General features: G+C 32.2%; 10 protein-coding genes and 1 tRNA gene. 6 read left to right on the forward strand and 5 right to left on the reverse strand.

All coding sequences use genetic code 11. The annotated features are described in order from the left end of the window. Positions 1-88: 88 nt before the first annotated feature. From NZ853_01900 to NZ853_01910, 3 genes are all read right to left on the reverse strand, one after another. The gene (locus NZ853_01900) at positions 89-1,105 is read right to left on the reverse strand and encodes a response regulator (protein ID MCS7204430.1); all 1,017 of its coding nucleotides are present in this window, start codon (positions 1,103-1,105) and stop codon (positions 89-91) included. Between the two features lie 9 nt (positions 1,106-1,114). Further along, positions 1,115-2,029 (reverse strand): hypothetical protein, encoded by a 915-nt coding sequence (locus tag NZ853_01905; GenBank protein ID MCS7204431.1) that lies wholly within the window; start codon positions 2,027-2,029, stop codon positions 1,115-1,117. 48 nt (positions 2,030-2,077) lie between these two features. Then, positions 2,078-2,150 (reverse strand) — tRNA-Ala (locus NZ853_01910). Between the two features lie 113 nt (positions 2,151-2,263). Between NZ853_01910 and NZ853_01915 the strand changes: the two genes are divergently transcribed. The 5 genes from NZ853_01915 to NZ853_01935 are packed head-to-tail and all read left to right on the forward strand — an operon-like array spanning position 2,264 to position 12,898. Continuing rightward, on the forward strand, positions 2,264-3,115 hold the full coding sequence (locus NZ853_01915) for an SDR family oxidoreductase (protein MCS7204432.1): 852 nt from the start codon (positions 2,264-2,266) through the stop codon (positions 3,113-3,115). 1 nt (position 3,116) lies between these two features. Continuing rightward, on the forward strand, positions 3,117-8,498 hold the full coding sequence (locus NZ853_01920) for a hypothetical protein (protein ID MCS7204433.1): 5,382 nt from the start codon (positions 3,117-3,119) through the stop codon (positions 8,496-8,498). A 44-nt stretch (positions 8,499-8,542) separates the two neighbouring features. Next, positions 8,543-11,158, forward strand: coding sequence for a leucine--tRNA ligase (gene leuS, locus NZ853_01925; GenBank protein ID MCS7204434.1), 2,616 nt, complete (start codon positions 8,543-8,545; stop codon positions 11,156-11,158). Then, entirely contained in the window at positions 11,155-12,273 is a 1,119-nt protein-coding gene (locus NZ853_01930) for a hypothetical protein (GenBank protein MCS7204435.1), read from the forward strand. Before leuS ends, NZ853_01930 begins: the two co-directional genes overlap by 4 nt. 10 nt (positions 12,274-12,283) lie before the next feature. Beyond that, positions 12,284-12,898 (forward strand): hypothetical protein, encoded by a 615-nt coding sequence (locus tag NZ853_01935; GenBank protein MCS7204436.1) that lies wholly within the window; start codon positions 12,284-12,286, stop codon positions 12,896-12,898. Here NZ853_01935 and NZ853_01940 read toward each other — a convergent pair. Together NZ853_01940 and NZ853_01945 are read right to left on the reverse strand one after the other, a co-directional pair. Further along, complete coding sequence (locus NZ853_01940; GenBank protein ID MCS7204437.1) at positions 12,887-13,798, reverse strand: alpha/beta hydrolase; 912 nt, start codon at positions 13,796-13,798, stop codon at positions 12,887-12,889. The genes NZ853_01935 and NZ853_01940 overlap by 12 nt on opposite strands. A 7-nt stretch (positions 13,799-13,805) precedes the next feature. Continuing rightward, complete coding sequence (locus NZ853_01945; protein MCS7204438.1) at positions 13,806-17,543, reverse strand: GAF domain-containing protein; 3,738 nt, start codon at positions 17,541-17,543, stop codon at positions 13,806-13,808. 158 nt (positions 17,544-17,701) lie between these two features. On the opposite strand from NZ853_01945, the gene NZ853_01950 reads away from it, so the two are divergent. After that, positions 17,702-20,182 (forward strand): transglycosylase domain-containing protein, encoded by a 2,481-nt coding sequence (locus tag NZ853_01950; GenBank protein ID MCS7204439.1) that lies wholly within the window; start codon positions 17,702-17,704, stop codon positions 20,180-20,182. Positions 20,183-20,258 lie beyond the last annotated feature (76 nt).

Below are 20,258 nucleotides of genomic sequence, written 5' to 3' on the forward strand. Positions count from 1 at the left end.
TTTTATATCTGTTTCATCAATACAAAAATACAAAAAATTTTAAACCTTCTTTACAGAGAAGTAAATTTTGGAATTTTTTTTAATTCTTTTATGAAATGTAATCAAAATGATAAATGATTCTTCCTTCAAACATTTGACTTTCTTTGAAGAAGTATTGTTTTGCTCTTTGATTTAGTCCATCATAGATGGTTTGGGTTATGTATAATTTATAAGTGCTTTCGAATTTCTCGACGATATGATAAGTAAGATTGATGGCTTCGCAATAGATGTTTTCTTTTTTTTCTGTATAAGTAACACTTCCCTGCTCGATGGCACATATGAGACGTAATTTTTCAATTTCATTTTTGCTCAAAATATCAATAAATTTGGCATAGATGTGAAGAAACGTAAGGATAGGTTCTAAATAATTATCTTTGTGATAGACGGATGTAAATGAGTCGTTTTTTTTAATCCAAACCTCGGAGTTGAAGTTTTTACAGATTTCTGCAAATTCAAATAAAAAATTTTGATGAAGCTTTTGAAATTCCTCTTCTGTGGTTAGGAATAAACTTGCATTGTAAGAGAAAGGAAGGCGAACTGTTAAAAAATTAAGAACATAAGAATTGCCTTCGTAAAATTTTGGTAAAGGTAGACTCCATTTTTCGTAAAAACGGGAATCGAATGTTATTTGTTTTAGCTTCGAGTTGTAGTTATTGAATTCGGGTAAATATTCTGTGTTTTCGGCAAAATTGAGTATTTTCTTCCAACGTGGAAGATCTAAAAATGCCCTTGCTAATACAAATTTAAGATAGTCATATTTAAGATTGGATTTGTATATATAATCGTAAGCACCACTTTTCAGGGATTCAACTATGATCCTTTCTGAGAAGAGCCTTGAGACAACAATAAACAGCAAGTTTTTTTTTCGAAGATTTTCAAAAAGATCAAAAGGATTTTCTATGTCGCATTCTAAAATAATCAAGTCAGGAGGATTTACATTGATTTCATTCAAAAGTGTTTCTTTATTGAAAAAAAATTTTAGCAAAACATTGCGAAATTCATTTTTAAAAAAGTTTCGATAAAAGTCATGAATTGCTAAATCGTAATCAAAAATATAGACATTCATATTCATCTCTCAAATTAATTTTGTAATCCATAAAGCTTGATTTTTATAACTTAAATCTGTAAGTTTGAAAAATTTTTTTAATTCATTCTCAGCTAAGTTGAACGCACTCTCAGTTATTATGATAGCATTCAATGAACCATAATAATGCTCTAAGTATTTTGTCAGTTCTATATCTTCGCTTGTTGTTAGTTCTAAGTTTTTTCGATAAATAGCAGAGCCAAAATGGATTGCAATACGAACAGAAATTTGGTTTTCCCATCGAAGTTGGTTTTTAGTCAGATTAAAAATAGGCAATTGATAAATGATTTGTAGCCCAGCTCGTATGGCTTTTGATATCCCGCTTTCATGTAAGAAAGCAATCAATCCACCATCACCATGCCACTGCCAAATCCTTCCATCATAAAGTTCTATGATATTTTGAACAAAATTATGAAACTGGATCAACGTATTTTCTATGTCAATTTTGACGTTAGTTTTGATTAGTTCTGAACTCGATACAACATCGATCACAAATAATGACAAACGATATTCTGTGCCATCTTCTAAAACTCCCCAGTCTTCTTTTTTGCGATCTTTGATGGAAATGAATTTTCTTAGATTTTCATCATAGTATAAACCTTCTTCTTCTAAAAATTTATGGATTTTGTGTTTTTCCCTTAAAGAATAAGCTCCACCGCTGATCCCTTTCCCTTCATATTGAAGTAAGGTAGAAACAAAGTTGAGGATTTCATATTCACTATCAAAATATTCTAAAACAATGTCTGCTGCTACTTGTTTTGGGATTACTACATGAGGACCATATCCAGATTGTTCTCGTAAATTGAAATTTGGATCGGCTTCTCTTCCTATATACGTTAATTGCTCTGTTGTGCAGGATCTTATTAGAACTTCTTTTAGAATCTTCTTAAATCTGTGAATATTCATCTAATTTGAAACGAAACTTGATTTTTTTTATATGTCAATTAAAAAAAATGGAGGCTATCGGATTCGAACCGATGACCTTCTGCGTGCAAGGCAGATGCTCTCCCAGCTGAGCTAAGCCCCCATCATTGATGAATAGGGTGTTTTTCTCGATTCCAAACTAAATTTAATACTTGTAAAGTAAAGTTAAAAATGATTTTGATTTACTGGGTTTCTAAGAATTTTTTTTTAGGCAGTATGAACTCACCTCAGATTGCTATAGTTACGGGCGTTTCTTCGGGAATTGGCTTTTTTTTGGCAAATTATTTGGCTAATCATGATTTTATCGTTTATGGTATTTTGCGGAATGAGGTGAAGTTTCAAAAGAACATGGAGCAATATCAGTTTTCGAGAAAAGAAAATTTGCATATCGTTCCAATGGATGTGAGAAACTTCACCAAAACAAAAGAACTTATAAATCAAATCTATTTTAAACACAATCGCATAGATGTTTTGGTGAACAATGCTGGATATGGTTTGTATGGTCCTTTAGAAGAACTTGATGAAAAAGAGATCCGGGATCAATTTGAAACGAACTTTTTTGCTCCAATGGTGTGGATTAAGCTTGTTTTACCAATTATGAGGAATCAACAATCAGGAAAAATTATCAACATTGCTTCAATACTGGGAAGAGTCACAATACCAACTGGGTCAGCCTATTGTTCAGCAAAACATGCATTAGTGGCTTTGTCTGAAGCTTTACGATATGAAGTATCGCCTTTCGGAATCCAAGTTTGTTCGGTAGAACCTGGATTGGTTAGGACAGATTTCAAAGATAACATGAAATTGAGTGCTGAAATAGATCACAAAACATCACCATACTACAAACTAAATCAAAAAATTAAGCAACAATTAGGAAGGTATCCTAACTATGCAACAAGTGCAGAAACTGCTGCAAAAAAAATTATGAATTTAATCCAAAGAGAGAATTTGCCACCACACTACTTAATTGGTGTTGACGCAGGATTTTACTTAAATTTAAAAAATCTACTGCCAGAAGGAGTTTGGGATTTCGTTTTGAAAACCTTTACTAAAAGTGTGATGAAGTAAAATGCCAACAAAGAAAACGAAAGAGAAAAAAGAACCAAAAAAAAACATTAAAACCCTAACTAAAAAAGAACCCAATTCTATACAAATTTTTGAAAAACTTTTAAAAAAAGACTTTGTAAGACTTGATGATTTAATAACAGAATTACAACAAACATTCAAAGAAATTTATTTATTCTATGCGAATACTAATTATGAGTTCATCAAAATCTATCAGTGGAAAAATCGTTTTGAAGCTCAAAATTTGTCTGATGGATTTGAATCTAGTCAAGTCAAATCTTTAAAAACAAAAACACAGACTGGACCCCTTGTTTTGCTTTCAAATGAAGAAATTCAAAACATTTTAAGTTCGGAGTTGTCTGAGTCATCTTTTAGAATTTTGATTGATGTTTCTTTTTTTTCTGAAGATGAAGCAATCTATTTGATACTTTCGACAGAGAAAAAACCAAAAATTACCAAAAAAGATCAGCAAGTGATAAAACAATGGACAATCAAATATTCTACTTTGTTTTTGAAAGATTATTTCCAAAATTTTGTTTTGGAGCTCCGAAGCCACTTTGAAAAAGAAAAAGAAGAAATCGAAAGTAAACACAAAAGAACCTATGAAAACCTAAAAAGAGCTCAGAAAGAACAAGAAGAGAAATTCCAAAGTCAAATCGAAAAACAAAATCAAGAGTGGGAAGATCAAAGAAAAAAATTCCAGTCGGAGATTCAAAATCTACGAGATATCGTAAAAAACAAAGAAAACGAAATCCAAACCCTGCAAAAGAACTTGGACCAAGAGCAAAAAGAAAAAGCAGAGCTAAAAGACAAGGTTTTATCGTTAGAAAATGAATTAGAACTACTTCGAAAAGAATTTGAAGAATCAAGACAAACATTCCAAGTAGAAGAGACAAGATTAAAGCAAGAAATCAAAGAAAAAGAAGATACTATAAAAGAACTTGAGGAGACTCAGAAGACACAAACAAATTTAATTCAAAAATTAGAAAAAGAAGTTCAAGATTTGCAAACACAACTGCAATCCAAAACTCTTGAATTTAATGAACAAAGTAAAAGACTTTTAGAAACAATACAATACAAAGAAGAGACAATAAAAAACTTAGAGCTGACTATAGAAGAAAAAAAAGAAATCATACAGTATAAACAGCAAACCATTGAAAAAATAGAAAAAGAACTTCAAAATACAAAAGAATATCTTCAAGAAACCATTACAAACTACGAAGGAAAGATCAAAGAAATAGTAAATACTTATCAAAAAAATTTAGAAGAAAAAGAACAAGAAAAGAGGTATTTAAACGAAAAATATCAAAACCAAATCCAAGAACTCAACGAGCAAATACAAAATCTCATTCAGGATTTTCAACAAAAAGAAAAGGAGTTCCTCCAAAAACAGAAGGACTTAGAAAACCAACTACAAGAACAGAAAACCGAAAATCAACAATTAAACGATCAAGTTAGTCAATTGAAAAACGAAATTTCTGAAAAAAACCAGAAGATAGAAGAGTTTGACTTACTTCTTAAATCCAAAGAAAAAGAAATACAAGATAAAAATACCATCATTACCAACAATCAAGAAAAGATACAAAAATTAGAAGAAACTTTGCTGGAAAAGATAGCACGAATAGAAGAATTAGAGAAAAATATAAAAGGAAAAGAAGATCAGATCCTCAAACTCCTTCAAGAGCATCAAAGTGAAGTTCAAAAGCTTCATCAACAAATAAGTCAATTCAAAGAAGAAATTGCTTTGCTAAAAACAGCCATTCAAGAAAAAGAAAACGTTCTCCAAGAAAAAACAAAAGAAATCGAAGATTTAGAAAAACAAAATCAAAGTTTAAAAGATAAAATAGAAGAAAAAGTATCGGAATATCAAAAACTTCAAAAAGAATTACAAGAAGCGCAGTTTCAATATGAGCAATTAGAAAAAACGCTACAAAAAACAAAAGAAGATTATGAGGCTATACTTCAAGAAAAACAAAATGTGATTAATCTTTTGGAAAAAGAAAAAGATGAGCTTTTGCAAAAAGTTGGTGAACTCAGGCAGAATATTGATGGTTTACACGAAAGTTTATCCAAAAAAGAAAAAGAAATCAACAATCTTCAAGAGGCATATCAAAAGGAACTTCAAGAATGGACTCAAAAAGTAGATAGTTTGAATTTCGAAATTCAGAATTTACATCATGAAATTCAAAAACGTGAGGAAGAAATAAAAGAAAAACAAAGACAAATACAAAATTTAGAAAAAATCTTAGATGCCAATCATCAAGAAAAACAAGAACTTTTAATAGAAATCCAAAATCAAAAAGAACAGTTCCAACAAAAACAAGAGGAAATCATCAAAAAATCAGAAAAAATAGAAAGTTTAGAAAGGGAAATCCAAGACAAGTCTCAGCAGATCCAGACTTTACAAAATCAATATAAAACACTCGATGAGCAAAAAAGAGAATTAGAAAATGAATACGATCATTTAAAACAAATTCTGAAGGAAAAAGAAGATGTCATATTAGCTTTGCAGAAGGAATTATCAAATCATCAGGATTTGTTAAAGGAAAGTCGTGAAGTATACAAGGAGCTCCAAGAAAGTTATGAACAATTAAAAAACACTTATGAAGAAAAAGAAAGGTTGTGGTTAGAAGAGAAAGAAGAAAAAGAAGCGACCATAAGGGATTTAACGGAGGAGTTGAAAGTTCTTCGAGGTGAGGTTGAAAGACACTTAATCACGATTGAAGGAAAGCAGAAGGAGATCAACGAGTTAACTCAAAGTTATGATTTATTAAGTAATCAGTTTGAGAGGGAAAAGACAACATGGTTAGAAGAAAAAGCTGCATTGGAAGATAAAGTCAGCCAACTACAACACGAAATAGAAAATCTGCAAAGAGAGATAGATGAAAAGAAACAACAATTAGAGGAAAAACAAAAAGAAATAGAAGATCTTATTCAAAATTATGATTCATTAAATGCTTTGTTTGAAAAAGAAAAGAGCGAATGGAATTTAGAAAAAGAACAATTAAATCAAACGATAAATCAGCTTCAAAACGAAAAAAGTCATCTTGAGCAAACCTTATCAGAAAAAAACCAAAAGATAGAGGAATTGCTCCAAACCATAGAGCTTCGAATAAAAGAAATACAAGAATTGAAAGAGTTTTATCAAAAAGAGATAGAAAAGATCAATCAAAAGTATCAAAATGAAATCAAAGAGAAAGAAGAGTTTATTGAAACTCAGATTCAATATTTTGAAGGAATCATTTCCGAAAAACAAAGTCAGATTGATAACTTAGAAGAAGAAAGAAATAAGCTACAAAATGAGATTTATCAGCAAAAGGATACGATAAAAGCATTGGAAGATCATCTTCAGCAAAAAAGGAAAGAACTGGAAGAAACAAAAAGAGAGTATGAAAATAAAATCATCAAGATTGAACAAGATAATCTGAAAATTGTAGAGGAATTAAATCAAAATATCAAAGAGATACAAAAAATCAATTTCGAACTAAAAGAAGAATTGGAAAGAAAGCAAACCATCATCACAAGTCATGAGCAAACAATCAAGAATTATCAACAGACGGTAGAAGATTTGAAAAAAAACATACATGATTTAGAAGAAAAGATTTACAATCTACAAATGGAAATTCAACTAAAAGAAAGAGAAAAACAGGATCTATTGGCAGAATACAAAAATCACATTTCTTTTCTGCAAGAAAATCATCAAAAAGAAATCAAAAGATTACAAGTAGAACTTAGCGAATTATCCCAAAAAAAAGATGAATTCGAAAAGCTAACGGAACAACTCAAAAATACATTAAACAAAAAAGAAAATACTATTCAAACCTTAGAAAAAGAAATCAAAAGTGAAATCCAGAAATATCAATCACTACAAAAATCCTATGAGTTACTCGAGATCGAACTGAAAGAAGAAAAAGAACTGATAAAAGAAAAGAATGAACAAATTCGTAAGTATCATTCTCAAATCCAACATTTGGAACGAGAAATTCAACAAAAACAAAATATGATAGTCAACTTTGACAATGAAATCTATGTTTTAAAAACTTCATTAACAGAAAAAGAAAAAGAAATTGAAAAACAAAAAGAAAACATAAACAAACTTCTTTCTGAAAAAGAAAATTATATCCATCAAATTCAAGGGCTAATTTCAGAGTTGAGTCATAGTCAAGAGAGAGTTCAACAACTTACCATTGAGTTAGAAAAGAGTTTAAGCAGAGAAAAATATTCAAAAGAACTGGGGAAAGTAATCATCAATTCCATTCAATCCCTTTCTGAAATATCTGGTTTTTATGAACGATTGGAATATGTTAAGAATTCTATTTTCCAGAGTTCATATAAACGATACACAATTTTTCAGCTCGTTGAGGATAAGCTTTTATATTATTCTTCGAGTGAAAAGCTACCGAAATTTTATTTAAATATCAGTGATACGATTTTTGGTGAAGTCATCACAGAAAGAGAAATCAAGGTCTTCGAGAAAGAAAAAGGAATAGAGCCATTTGAATTTACACAAGTACCCAATCATATATTTTTTTACGAAGAAAAAGAATATCAAGCCATAGAAAAGATAATATCTTCTTCTAAAGAAAGTTGGGAATTTTATGTAGTGGTTCCTTTTGTTGTAAATAATACTACCACAGCTGTCGATGTTTTTGTTTTTGATCAAGATGTTTTGAACGAAGAAAAACTTTACATCCTGAAAAATTTGATTCCTATTTTATCTATTACATTTGAATACGAAAAGATTTCTCAACAAAAGAAATTTTTTGAAGATTTAGTCGAAGAATACTACACAATCAATCAAATATTCGGGAAAAAATTCAAAAAAGCAAAAGAGTTTTTAGAACGAAAAAGTAGCACAAAAGAAAAATCTAAAATTTTATCAAAAGAGGATTTGGTGGCTTTCCTCTATGAGGAACTTTTAAGAATCTATCATTTTCAAAGTGATGATTGGAGCAAAGAGCACTATTTAGAAGAAATAAAGAAAATTCAAAAGATCATATCGTATTCTGAGTTCATTTTGAAGTTCCCAACAGAAGAAGAGATTTTAAAAGCTTTAGATATCATAGAACAAAAATTCAAGAATCATGAACAATATATATTCTGGATTTTCCTTGAGTTTTTGTTGAATTCTATCTTACACAGTGATGGGAAGATTTTTGGGATGGAATTTTATGATAATGATAAATGGTTTCGTTGGTCATTATATGATGACGGTGAAGGTATTTTGAGAAAAGCTGGGGAATACTATCCAAAGAATGGAGATGGCATTCCTATGTTAATTTCCATGTCCAAGATTTTAGGTTCGTATTTTTACATCACGAAAGGTCCCGAAGGATTTGGAACAAAACTAAACTTCCAATGGGTGAAAAACCCAATAGAGCCCTAACTAAAATTGTTTGATAATCTTTTTTTTGATTAAGTTTTGGTTCTATGACTTATCCGTTCAAGACCATAGAAAAAAAATGGCAGGAATATTGGGAAACCAAAAAAACCTTCAAAACCACTGAAGATCCAACCAAACCCAAGTTTTATGTATTGGATATGTTTCCTTATCCGTCGGCTCAGGGATTACATGTGGGACACCCTGAAGGATACACGGCTACGGACATCATCGCAAGATACAAAAGACACAGGGGATATAATGTGCTTCATCCCATGGGTTGGGATGCCTTTGGTTTACCTGCAGAGCGTTATGCCATGCAAACGGGGATTCATCCTGCCATTACTACGAAAAAAAACATAGAGAACTTCAAACGGCAATTAAAGTCTCTTGGATTTTCTTATGACTGGGATCGAGAGATAGACACAACAGATCCGAAGTACTATAAATGGACCCAGTGGATTTTTTTGAAAATCTTTAATTCATATTACGATCCCATTCTAAAAAAAGCAAGACCGATTGAGGAATTACCTATACCTGAGGAACTCAATCAGCCCGGAAAAGAAAAAGAACGAGAAGACTATATCAATCGCCATCGATTAGCCTATATCCAAGAAGCTCCTGTAAACTATTCACCAGAACTGGGGACAGTGTTAGCAAACGAAGAAGTGGAAGAATGGACCTCAAAAGGTTATACCGTAGTTCGGAAGTCCATGAAGCAATGGATGCTTCGAATTACTGCTTATGCTGAACGGTTATTAGAAGATTTGAAACTTGTTGATTGGCCTGAAAGCACCGTAGAGCTGCAAAAAAACTGGATTGGTCGATCCGAAGGAGCCATTATCTATTTTGATTTTGATAGAACTTCAAAAAAAGCTTTAAAAGAAAAAGGCTTACCAACTTACTTAGAAGTATTTACTACAAGACCGGATACCTTGTTTGGTGTGACATACATGGTCGTTGCCCCCGAACATCCTGTTGTTCCCGTCATCACACGAAAAAAATATAAAAAACAAGTTGAAGCATATATCGAAAACACTCTCAGAAAAACAGATTTGGAAAGAACCTCAAAAGGAATAGAGGCAGAAAAGACTGGGGTATTTACGGGAGCTTATGTTCATCATCCTTTCACGAATGAGAAGATTCCTATCTGGATTTCAGATTACGTTTTGATGTCGTATGGAACTGGAGCTATTATGGCGGTTCCTGCTCACGATCAGAGGGATTTTCTTTTTGCTAAAACTTTTGGTCTTCCTATAAAGACTGTGGTTTCACCTGATGGGAATCCCGATTTCGAAGTTCAAGACGAAGCCTTCGTGGAGGAAGGTATAAACATCAATTCTGATTTTCTTAATGGATTACCTACAAAAGAAGCCAAAAAAGTGATGATTCAAGAACTCGAGAAGCCTAAAAAAAATAAACAAATAAAAGGAAAATTTCATGTTTCCTACAAACTAAGAGATTGGCTTTTCTCTCGACAAAGATATTGGGGAGAACCCATCCCCATTAGTTTTGATGAAAATGGGTTTTATGTTCCTGAGGATGAAAAAAATCTTCCTTTGGAGTTGCCACCATCTGAGGATTTTAAACCCGTTGAGACAGGAGAATCCCCCTTGGCGAAAATCAAGGATTGGGTGGAATATGAACACCCAGTCTTAAAAAAGAAACTACGACGTGAAACTAATACCATGCCACAATGGGCTGGAAGTTGTTGGTATTACTTGCGTTATATTGATCCTCACAATGACAAAGAGATGGTAAATCCAGAAAAAGAAAAATACTGGATGCAACCTAATGGTGTGGATCTCTACATTGGTGGTGCTGAACATGCAGTTTTACACTTGCTATATGCGCGATTTTGGCACAAGGTTCTATACGATTTAGGATATGTTTCTACTCCTGAGCCTTTTTATAAATTGGTTCATCAAGGAATCATTCTTGGCGAGGATGGACAGAAGATGTCGAAATCTAGAGGAAACGTGATTAACCCTGATGACGTGATTGATGCATATGGAGCTGATACCTTTCGTATGTATGAGATGTTCATGGGTCCTCTTGAGGTGGTCAAGCCATGGTCATCAAAAGCAATTGAAGGAGTATTTCGGTTTTTATCGAGGGTTTTTCGTTTTTATACCCTTGAGGAGAGCGGAAACTATCGCATCAATCCTGAAATTTTAGAAGAACCTGACAAAGCTTACGTTTCCGAACGAGATTATTGGATAAATCTTACGATAAAAAATGTAACCGAAAACATAGAAAAAATTCGATTTAACAAAGCAATTAGTGACATGATGATTTTTATGAACGAGGCATACAAGATCAAAAAAATAGGGAGAAAAGCCGCCGAAGATTTCGTGATTCTTTTATCTCCGTTTGCCCCTCATTTGGCGGAAGAATTATGGGAGCTCTTGGGACATAAAGAAACGATTGCTTACGTTCCTTGGCCAAATTACGATGAAGAAAAAATCAAACGACAAGAAGTAGAAATTGTATTTCAAGTCAATGGTAAAATCAGAGCCAAAAAGATGCTTCCTTTAGATTTAGAAGAAAATGAACTTGAAAAAGAAGCTCTAAGCGAACAAAATGTGCAAAAACACATATCAGGAAAATCTATCATCAAAATCATCACCGTAAAAAACAAATTAGTAAACATTGTCGTAAAATGAAGAGGTTTTTCTGGATTTTTGTGATTTTATTCTCTTGTTCAACAGATTTAAACGAACAATACTTGAATTTAGAAGAAAAAGCTAAAAATGCCATTTTACAACAAGATCAAAAGAAAATAGCTAAGATTTTAGAAAAATTAAAAGAACTACAAAAAAAGGAATTGGAAGGGAAAATTCAGGAAATCGAAAAATTTTCAGAAAGTCAAAGTTTGTTTACGTTTCTATCTCCATCAAGAAGGGTTTTTTTATTTGGAAAAGAAGATCAAATTCAGATTTTCTTTTATGGTAAAATTTTTCCTACTGACGTTAAAGTTCCTGATGAGGTTTTTTCTTCTTTTAGCGGTGAGTTTTGGATATTTCGTTATAAGCAAAATCATATTTGTCAAGATGTCTTTTATTCCCTAAAAATATCAAAAGAACGAAGTGAATTCCAGCAAATCAAAGAGTTTGCGGGTGTGTGTAATCCTATCGTAATCACTGATACAGGGAATATATATGAATTAAAAGATCAAAAAGAGGTTTGGAATAAAATTACTTCTACTGTTGCCTTAAGATCGAATCAGTTTCCTAAGCTTTTCAAAAAAAACTCGAGTTATATGTATTTTTTCCCTGTTCCTGAAAAAGGATTTTGGATTTTCTATGGAAATATTGGTTATTATGAGCTCTTTTATTTTAACGAGAAATCCTTAAGGTTGGTTTATAAAGGGATTGCTTTACCAAAGGTTTATTATGCTATTTACGAACTTTTTCAGGAGCATACTTCGTCAGAGAATTATTATTTCGTTTTTACCGGTGGGGCTGGTCAGTATTCTTTGACGGGATTTCGACTTCCCGATGAATTATGGAAAAGCTTTAATGTAGAATACAAAGAAAACTATGTGTATATCACCAATCAAGATTATTTTCTTTACTCCGATGAAGATAGTTTATATCTTTTGAATCCTAAGACATCCAAAGAAATTCAGCTACCCATCTACTTGAACGACTACTTTGTTTATGATAACTATCTGATTTTTCTCACTCATCAGGGACTTTACCTGCGGAAGGAACCTTTTAGTAATTTAGAAAGAAAGATTTTTCTACTGAAAGAAGAATTGTTATATTCAATACGATAATCAATCAAGGATGAGGTTTATTTTATTTTGGTTGTTGATTTTGTTTGTCCTTACTTGTAAAAAACCAGAAGACAAAGCAAAGTTAAGTATTTTTGGTTTGAATTTGGTTGGCAATTTTGGGAATTACTATTATTTCGAAGGAGAGATAGATAAGGAAATTTCTCCTTATTGTGGTGAGGTGAAGAAAAAACCAACCTCTGAGTCATCAAAAAAAGAAACCTCTCCGACCCAGTATGATATTGACTCTTTTCTTCAGTTTAAGTGGGGGGATTATGTTCAATTGCGATTTACTTATGACCCTCAAAGAAAGAAGTTTTCTTTGACCCCAACAACTACAGCCGTATCAATTTGTAAAACCTCAGACTTTATCAATTGTAATCCGAATGGAACAGCTCAGTGCGAAACAGCGGATGGGATAAAGTGTGGTGGAACAAAAACTTTTATTTTTGTGGGAGTTTTGAATCCTTTCGTATTTCAAGCTGTTTCTGGCACTATTGATTGGAGCAAAGGATTCATTTTGAGTAGTGATGATAGATATGTTCAAAGAGCAAACCTGGAGTTCTTTATGGTAGACAAGGACAGAAATGTCTTAGAGGGAAGAATCACATGTAATTCAAAGTTTTGAGTTTTCGATCTGCTTCAAAAATCTAAGGGTGATCTCTGCTGTCTGTATTGGCTGAATCATAGGAAAAAAGTGGGAGTCGATGGGATGGATTTCGCTTTTCGAAATAGGATGATTTCGGGTTAAAAGTCTTCGAGCTCTTGGAGGACAGACAAAAGAAGTTTTTGGTGTCAGAACGAAAACAGGTTGTGTAATTTTCTTGTAGAACTTCCAGTGACCAAATTTCAAAGAACGAAAAATTTTAGCTTCTATGTCTTTAGGTAGACTGAGTTTGTATTTTTTTGAGAACTCATCGAAATAAAAACAAGAATCAACATAGTCCTGGAGGACTTCTTTATCCCAATTTTTAAAAAGAGGTAGAAGCTTCAAACTTCGTTTTAAAACCTCAACATTTGGAAATTCGTCTCTGCGTTTTTCTGTGGTCTTAGCTATTGGTGGCTCAATGAATAATGTGAGAAAACTAAAGAAAGGGGTAAAAACTACGGGATCCCAACAAACCACAGAAATGATGTGTTCTTTATCAAGAGAAGCTGCTAAAAGTGAAGATGCACCACCAAGAGAATGACCAATCAAGTGAAATTTAGAAATCCCCGTTTTTGATCTCAAAAAATTAGCAAACGACAAAACCTGATCTCGAAAGAAAAACCAGTTCCGAAAATTCGAGTAATTTTCAGAACCATCATGTCCAGCGAAATTCAAACCAAATATATTATAAGATTGCTCATAAAAGAATTTTAAGATTTTATTATAAGTTTGAGATGAAAAACCATTTGCATGAAAAAACAAAATAGTTGAGTGATTTGAATCATACCAGTAATAAATGTATTTTAGTTTTATCGTTTTGTTTGCAAAATCAAACTCAAATTCATCAGACGCAAAATTGCTTTTTTGGTCAAAATACATGAATTTTCTACTTTAAGATATGATTTACTTCATGTTTGTAAACAAATTTAGCACCCCGTTTTAGCTTTTCGTAAAGTTCTAAGAATCGTTCGTTGGGAATTTTACCTTCGTTGTTAACAGAAAGTTTAGGATGTATTCCCTTTAGGAAATACATATCAATTTTTCCGACATTCTTTGTGGCTTTCTTCCCTCTATACTCACAACGAAAGAAAAATCTTACAATATTATATGTAGAAAAGGAAATATTGATTTCAAATGGTAAAGAACTTGCCTCTAGCCTTTGAGCAAGGTTTACAGTGTCTCCCCATACATCGAAAGCAAATCGGTCTTTCCCGACAATTCCAGCAATAACTTCTCCTGTATTAATGCCAATCCGAATCCCTAAGGATGGTGTATTGAGTTGCTTTCGAATTTCGTTCACTTGTAGGATTAGATTTTTGATTTCTAATGCCGCTAAGCAAGCATCAACTGCATGAGTATAATTTTCTTCTGGAATACCACCTACAAACATGTAGGCATCGCCAATTGTTTTTAATTTTGTGAGGTTATGTCTTGAAATGATTTCATCAAACTGATGAAAGTGAAGATCTAATTCTTTGATAAGCTCATCTGGAGTTATGTTTTTAGCATACTTTGTAAAGTTGATAAAATCTGTAAAAACAATCGTAGCATTTTTGAAGAGCTTGGGTTTTACAAAGCCGTTTTCTTTTAGTTCTTGAGCTACTTTTGGAGGTAAAATATTGAGTAATAGTTTTTCGGTTTTTTCTTTCTCTTTTGCAAGATTTTCCCTCAAATATGAATTATAGATAGCACCGACTATCTGAGAGCAAAACGCCTCAATTGATTTAATATCTCTCATGCTAAGAGAAACAACTTTTTCGTAGTTTGTAAAAGCTAAAAGTCCAATAGTTTCGTTCTTCAAGATCAAGGGGATATACAGAACCCATTTGATTTTGGCTATTTTGATTAATTCTTCATCAATAGGGTTTCCTTTGAAATTTTCACCTATTCGTCTCAAATACAAATGTTTTTTTCGTTCACAACTACGATAAATGGTGCCAATTTCCGGTGTATAAGGATAATCAAAGTTATCAAGGAAATTATATAATCCTTCGAAAGGAACATCAACATTCTTCGTGTATGATAATGTTCGGATTCTATTCTTTTCTTTATCGATGATTAATAACCAACCAAATTGGAGTTCAAATCTTTTCCTCAAATAATCAAATAAGTTTTGGATTAGCTCTTCGAAGTTTTCTTTTTCGATGATTTGTTTAGTGAACTCATTCAGTTGTTGGAGCTCTTGTTGAGATAACTCTGCATTTCTTTTTTCTATTTGGATTTGTTCCATTAAGTAAGTATTATAAAGAGCACCGGCAATTTGATCGCAAAAATATTGAATGGTTTTTAGGGTTTCTTGCGTTAAGCTGACTTTTTCTTCATAATTTGTGAAAGCCAAGATGCCCACAACTTTGTTTTGAACAATTAGTGGAACATGAAGAAACCAACTTAGATTAAGTTTTTCTAAAATTTGATGATCTATATAAGAACCTTGAAAATTTTTAAGAATCTTGGGAATATAGAAATATTTTTTCTTTTTGTAGGTTCTGTATAGGGTTCCAGTTTCTTCACTAATAGGTGCTTGAAATTTCAATAAAAATTCTTTGATTGAGTCATCAAAATCATCAAAAGTTTTCGAAAAGGCAGAACTTTTGAATACCTTATTTTTTTCATCAACGACAATATACCAACTAAAGTCTAAATTGTATTTTTCTTGGAAGAAGTTGAAAACATCATTAATGATTAAATTAAAATCTTGGGCTGCATTGATTCTTTTTGTAAACTCATTTAATTTCTCTAATTCTCGCTTTTTGTCCTCTAATTCGAGTAGAGATTTTTCTAATAAAAGTTGTTTTTTTTCTAGTTCATCGATTAAAAATTTATTTTTCAAAATCGAGGCAAAATGCTCTATGAAGATTTTAATCAAAGAAATTTGAACTCTATTGAGTTTTACTTCATTTCTAAAAGAAAAGTCAAGTGTTCCAAGTAATTCATGCCTAAAATATAAAGGAAATATCAAGACAGATTTTAAATTTAATAACTTTTGATTTTGAAATTCGATGAAATCTTCTGCTTCTCTTAGGTTCGGAAGATAAACGAATCTCTTTTTTTTACAGACCACAGAATGGATACTATTTCCATCTAACGAAATCTTGTTTGATTTTAGTATCTCAATAGTTTGTTCATCATAAAGGGTTTCCAAATTCGAATATGCATATTCTAAAACATTTTTGTTCAATCTATATAATAGAAAATTTTCGATTCCGAAGTTTTTATTCAAAAAATCGAACATGATATCTATGATTTCGTTGATTTCATAAGAATTATACATTTTTGATAATTTATCATTCATTTCTAAGATAATTTTATTTTTCTTAGAAATTTCTTTATTGTAATTTTCTAATAACTCTCGTTGTTTTTGGATTTCTTGCACAGAGAGATAGTTTTTGAATAATTGAGAAAAGTATTGGATAAATATGTTCAAATTTAAATATTCTTCTTTAGTTAGGTTTAATGGTTCATTTACATGGGTGATGTCAAAAAATCCAAAAACTTCGTTATTGTAAATTAAAGGGAAGATGATAAGGGATTTTAGGTTGAGTTTTTCCAATAAAAAGTTTTCGATATCGTAAGTGGATTTTTTCGATTTTTCCATGAAGTGTTTTAAATACAGAGGCTTTTTGTGTTTATAAACTCCATGATGCACTCCAACAACCTTTAGATCTAAGTTCATTTGTCCTTCGCCCATCTTCATGGTTTCGAATTGTTCTGGAGTGAGCTTTTTATATAAGTTGCTATTGAAATAACGGGCTTCTTGTTTTTCTGGATCAATGGTCATGATCACAAAATATTTGATGCCAAAGTTGATTTCTAAGTGAAGTGAGATTTCTTCGAGTATTACGTCAAAATTCGAAGTAGTTGATAATTTCCTAGATAAATCCAAAAGAGATTCATAGATCATGTTCATTTTTTTTAATTTCTTTTCTTTTTCATTTGCTATCTCGAATTGCTTTTGAAGGTTCTCTTTTGCATTCTGGATTTCTTCTTGATAGAGTAATAGTTGTTTCTTTTGTTTTTCTAACTGATAGTTTAAAAAAATGCTATATGAAATCGAATAGATGATCATAGCTAAAGGTGTAATAAAGGGGTCCCATGAAAGGATTTCGACAACAAAAATATCACTACCAAAGCCCAAAAGGAGTAAAAGAAGGGAAAAGAATCGAAGCTTAGCATGAGGATCTTTCGAAAAGATACGAAGGAAGTAAAAACCCACCAAAAGGAAAGCAACCGACAATCCAAAAATATGAAAGAAAATTCTAAAATCCAAAAAGAAATAACCAGGAACGAACAACAAACCAACAAATATCAAAGAATAAAAAAACGTAATATTTCTTATGATTACGGGGAACTTATCTTTGAATAATTCGTAAAAGAAAGCAACGAAAAGAAAAAACCCAAAGAAGTAAGTAAAATGATCAAGCTTTTCAATAATAATTGGATCGCTGACTACTTGTTTAAGCCATGAAATTCTCAAAAAACTCCGTATGGACATGAATAAGTTTAAAGTTGCAAATAAAAGGATTGGTTTCTTTTCTTCATAAATTAAAGATAAAACGAAGTAATAAATTGAAAGAATAAAAAGAAATAAACCAGAACCAATAGATATAATTTCAATATAATTCATATTAGGATTTACTTTTAAAGTGAAGAATCGTTTTTCAAGAAATTTCTAATTAGAAAAATAGTAAAATGATTTTTTTGTGGAATCAAGATTTCGTAAATCTCAAGGTAATTATATTTTTTTCTTGATTTCAAATCATTTTCTTCTAAGACTTTTCAGGGATGAAAAAAAAGTATCTATATACTTGCAGGAGTTGTAATCATAAACAAGTTATTGAGGTAGATCTTCAAGAAATAAGGTTTTTAAGAATAGTATGCGGAAATTGTGGGAACGTTCGTATTTTGCATAACCATCAGTTCAAAGATAATCCAAATGTGGCAACAAAAATAGAAAAAGTTTCTTCGAATAATTCCCAATCTTATGGAACAAGTAATAAAAATTTGATTGTAAGTAAGATCAAAAGTCCAAAGAAAAGGTATCATTTCTTTGAAAACTTAATCAATATTTTACATTTTGTTTTAGATATTGTTTGGAGTAAAAAGACATTGGTTTTGTTTTTCTTAGGGATTTTTTTTGTTTCGATAGGGATTGTTTTTATTAGTGGATCAATGCTCTTTTTCTCCGTAGATGATTATTTACTCCAAATTCACGAGAGTCAATCCAATGTGATATATGATCGAAATGGGAAAGTATTATCAGAACTTTTTACGATAAAAACAAGTACTCTAAAATGGCACGAGGTTCCCAAAGATTTTATCGAGATTTTACTTTTTGTGGAGGATGAAGACTTTTTTTACCACGTTGGGATTGATTTTTCTGCCTTATTTCGAGCGATGTATCACAATCTTATTTCTATGAGGTTTGTTCAAGGTGGATCAACAATCACTCAACAATTAGCAAGGATTTTATTAGGTGAGCGAGAAAAAACCGTCACAAGAAAACTCAAAGAAGCTTTTTTTGCTTTGGAGTTGGAACGGAGATTTACGAAAGAAGAAATACTTTTGTTATACATCAATCAAGTTTATCTTGGGCATGGAGCTTATGGTTTTCAAAATGCATCAAGATTTTATTTCCAAAAGGATTTGGAGAATTTGAACTTTACGGAAAAACTCGCATTGGCGAGCTTGCCTTCTCGTCCTGAGTTTTATTCTCCTTTGAGGAACTTCCAGCAATTAGAAGAAAAGATGGATACGATATTTCAGCGAATGAGAAAAGAAAAATTCCCCTATGCAATCTCAGAAGAACAGTACAGAGCTCAAAAGCTAACTCTAAGAAAAATTTTAAATCGCAGTCCGATGGAAACCGTCTTTGGAACAAGGGATGATCATGCTCCTTACGTGAGTGAGTGGGTTCGAACTAAAATCAAATCTCTTTTGGGTGAAAAATATGAGTTCTCAGGGGGCTTGAAGGTTTATACAACTATTGATGGTAATCTGCAAATCATAGTATCAAGAGAAACCAAATCCCACATCGAAGAATTGCGAAAATATCATCCTTACAAAGTGAGCGAAGACGATGTGAATACATATTTATTGAAATATTATCTTCAATCAGCTCTGGGGGGTATGTTTTTGGGTTTACCCATTCCTACTATCCCACAGAAAGAGCTCCAAGCTGCTTTGATTGGCATGAATCCTCGCACTGGTGAAATTCTATTTATGCAAGGTGGGGCTGAATTTTCGGCAAGCAACCAGTTCAACCGTGCTATCTTCATGAAACGACAAACTGGTTCTGCCATCAAACCCATTGTTTATTCTGCTGGTATAGAAGATGGGATTTTTCATCCGGGAACCGTTTTTGAAGACTCACCTCTTTATTTTTCCTTGAATCAAATCCAAAATGAATATTGGCTGCCAGAAAATATCGATGAATCCTACGAAGGAAAAATCACTCTAAGGGAAGCTTTGGAGCGTTCACGAAATATACCAGCTTTGATCGCAGGGCAGAGGATTGGTATTGAAAGGTTAGGAGTTCAGTTTGAAAAATTCTTTTTCCATACAGAATCTGAGTTTCAAAAACGTTTTCGTAGAGAGTTGGCAATTTCCATTGGGATTATTGAAATGAGTCCTTTGGAGATGATGTTGGCATATTCGGCTTTTGCGAATAATGGCGTTATTCCTCGTCCGTATTTAATCACACGGATTGAGGATAAAAATGGCAATGTGATTTATCAAGGCAAAGAGAAAGATGAATTTAATACAAACATGCCAGCAGAAAAAAAAGTTCTTTCGGGGGATGTGGCAGAAGTCATGATAAGTTTATTAAAGACTTCAGCGAAAAAAAGTGGAGTCAATCGAGGAGGTTTTACATCACGACGATTGGCAGGGAAAACAGGAACCACAAATCAATATCGAGATGCGTGGTTTATTGGTGTTCTTCCAGATTTGGTATCAGCGATTTGGGTAGGATTCGATGAACCTAAGGTGAGTATGAACAAAGGAACAGGAGCAACAATGGCAGGACCTCTTTTCGGGAAAATTATAAAGAATGTTAAGGACCGGTATGATCAAGGTGATTATTTTTTCGATCCAAGAGCGGTTGAAGTTTCTATTTGTTCTAATTCTGGGAAACTTCCTAATCCTTATTGCCAGAGGGTGCTAAAAGAAATTTTTCCTATAAATGGCGTTCCAGCAGAATCATGTGATATGCATAAACCAGAAGAAGAACTCAAAATGCCAACGAGATTAAGGGATTTTGATTAAAAATATTCTGTGCTTAGTAGTGCTCTTGATATTTTCCAAAGTTTATATAGTACAAAAGCCATTTATACAATGAAGT

The sequence above is a fragment of the Leptospiraceae bacterium genome (genome assembly GCA_025059995.1).
Taxonomy (GTDB): domain Bacteria; phylum Spirochaetota; class Leptospiria; order Leptospirales; family Leptonemataceae; genus SKYB61.

Coding starts and splice junctions, on each gene's coding strand:
- NZ853_01900 (MCS7204430.1), bottom strand. CDS start 1,105: ATGAATGTCTATATTTTTGATTACGATTTAGCAATTCATGACTTTTAT.
- NZ853_01905 (MCS7204431.1), bottom strand. CDS start 2,029: ATGAATATTCACAGATTTAAGAAGATTCTAAAAGAAGTTCTAATAAGA.
- NZ853_01915 (MCS7204432.1), top strand. CDS start 2,264: ATGAACTCACCTCAGATTGCTATAGTTACGGGCGTTTCTTCGGGAATT.
- NZ853_01920 (MCS7204433.1), top strand. CDS start 3,117: ATGCCAACAAAGAAAACGAAAGAGAAAAAAGAACCAAAAAAAAACATT.
- leuS (MCS7204434.1), top strand. CDS start 8,543: ATGACTTATCCGTTCAAGACCATAGAAAAAAAATGGCAGGAATATTGG.
- NZ853_01930 (MCS7204435.1), top strand. CDS start 11,155: ATGAAGAGGTTTTTCTGGATTTTTGTGATTTTATTCTCTTGTTCAACA.
- NZ853_01935 (MCS7204436.1), top strand. CDS start 12,284: ATGAGGTTTATTTTATTTTGGTTGTTGATTTTGTTTGTCCTTACTTGT.
- NZ853_01940 (MCS7204437.1), bottom strand. CDS start 13,798: ATGTATTTTGACCAAAAAAGCAATTTTGCGTCTGATGAATTTGAGTTT.
- NZ853_01945 (MCS7204438.1), bottom strand. CDS start 17,543: ATGAATTATATTGAAATTATATCTATTGGTTCTGGTTTATTTCTTTTT.
- NZ853_01950 (MCS7204439.1), top strand. CDS start 17,702: ATGAAAAAAAAGTATCTATATACTTGCAGGAGTTGTAATCATAAACAA.